The sequence below is a fragment of the Dysgonomonas sp. Marseille-P4677 genome (assembly GCF_016652235.1).
Taxonomy (GTDB): domain Bacteria; phylum Bacteroidota; class Bacteroidia; order Bacteroidales; family Dysgonomonadaceae; genus Dysgonomonas.
The window spans coordinates 1-1,815 of record NZ_JAEPKU010000256.1 but is presented as its reverse complement, the minus strand read 5'-3'; the positions used below and the strand labels follow the sequence as shown (position 1 = coordinate 1,815).

Genomic DNA, 1,815 nt, shown 5'->3' with positions numbered 1-1,815 from the left:
GTTCATTTCAAGTATGATAAATATCCTTGCGCCGAATGTGGTTCTAAAATTAAAAGCGACTCAAAGAATTATTGGGGGCCGACTAAAGTTGGTATTAGTTTTATCTATTTTATTTTTTAATTCTAATATATTATGAAAAGGAATAGATTTCTAGTTGGAATTGTAATGATAATAATCTTTATTTCCAATCTTCAAGCGCAACGAATACAAAATAATATATATATAAATAATGCAAAAGCCAATCAGTCTAAAGATAGCTTGGTTGTAGAGATGACAATTGATGGAAGTAAAATAGAATTGCCATCAAATGAATCTGTAATGTTGACACCTGTTATTAAGACAGATAATAATATCATCGAGTTACGTCCAGTGGTTATCAGTGGTAATATCAGATACAAAGCGGATAAACGGACAATGTATTTTAGTAAAGATTTAAAAAATAATGCAGATCCACTGATGATAAAGGAAGTATCCACTATCAGTTATAGACAAAAGATTTCGTATCAGCCATGGATGCAAAATGCGACACTATATATGAAACAATTAATTACAGGGTGTGCAGAATGCTTAAAAGCTGAGAATTGGAGTATAATAGGAGATCATATTTATACCGAAAACATTAAGCCAGAAAAGCCAAATGTCAAATTTACGGTATCCTACATAGCTCCGGAAACTGAAGCTGTAAAGAATAGAAATTACGAAGGATCTGCCTTTTTAGATTTTCAGGTAGGTAAATCTATAATTATTCCTGAATTTAGAAATAATTATATAGAGCTTAATAAAATAGAAAATGTCCTAGACCAATTAAAACAAGATAATAATGCAACAATAAAAACTATTTCGTTGATCGGTTTTGCATCACCAGAAGGAAATTATCAGACAAATAACAACCTTTCATCATCCAGAGTACAGTCTTTAAAAGTATATCTTCAAAAAAAATATAATTATACAAATGATATATTTAATGAAATGCAAGGTGGTGAAGATTGGGCAAAATTAGAAGATCTGGTTTCAAAATCTGATTTATCAGACAAATACAAAATATTGGAGATTATAAGTTCATCCATATCCGAAGATATAAAAGAGCAGAAGCTCAAAAATTTAGGTGTTACATACAAAATATTATTAGAAGAATATTTTCCGAAATTAAGAAGGGTAGACTATAACTTAAATTATGTGGTGCGTGCTTTTTCTATCGAAGAAGGAAAGATAATTGTAAAAACAAATCCTGCTCAAATGAGCCTTAATGAGATGTTTCTAGTAGCAAATAGTTATGAAAAAGGGAGTGAAAACTTTAAAGATATATTTGATATTGCAGTTAGAATGTATCCAAAGGACGCAGTTGCTAACATTAATGTAGCAGCAATAGCACTCGAAGAAGGGAATACAAAAGTAGCCCATCGATATTTAGATAACTATAAAGAAAATGCTGCATCATGGAACAACCAAGGAGTATTGTGCGCTCTGGAAGGAGATATGGAAAGAGCTGAAGAGTATTTTAAGAAAGCGGAAAGCGTGGGAGTTCTAGAAGCCACAGAGAACCTAAAGAAGATTACTTTGTTAAATTCAACATCGTATTGAAATTTATTTAGATAATATTTTTTTTATTTGTAGGATGAGCCAAACCAATTTTCATCCTATGGGAAGATATGTGTGTTTCTCTGGTAATTTTCTTTATAAAAATATCCTAATATAATCCTTCAGTTTAAGACGAAGTATTTTTTAAGATTGCGTGAAGATTGGCCAAACACCAGTTATGTATATATTTTAGTTATAAATATATCATATAATAATCTACTCCTTAACAATACACAC

The 1,815-nt window shown here is 30.5% G+C and carries 2 protein-coding genes; both read left to right on the top strand.

Features of this window, described 5'->3' with window-relative positions:
* Positions 1-120, top strand: a 120-nt coding sequence (locus tag JGH11_RS19875; RefSeq protein ID WP_201114687.1) for a DUF3575 domain-containing protein, incomplete at its 5' end; no start/stop codon positions are given.
* A 12-nt stretch (positions 121-132) separates the two neighbouring features.
* Complete coding sequence (locus JGH11_RS19870; RefSeq protein ID WP_201114685.1) at positions 133-1,581, top strand: DUF3868 domain-containing protein; 1,449 nt, start codon at positions 133-135, stop codon at positions 1,579-1,581.
* Positions 1,582-1,815 lie beyond the last annotated feature (234 nt).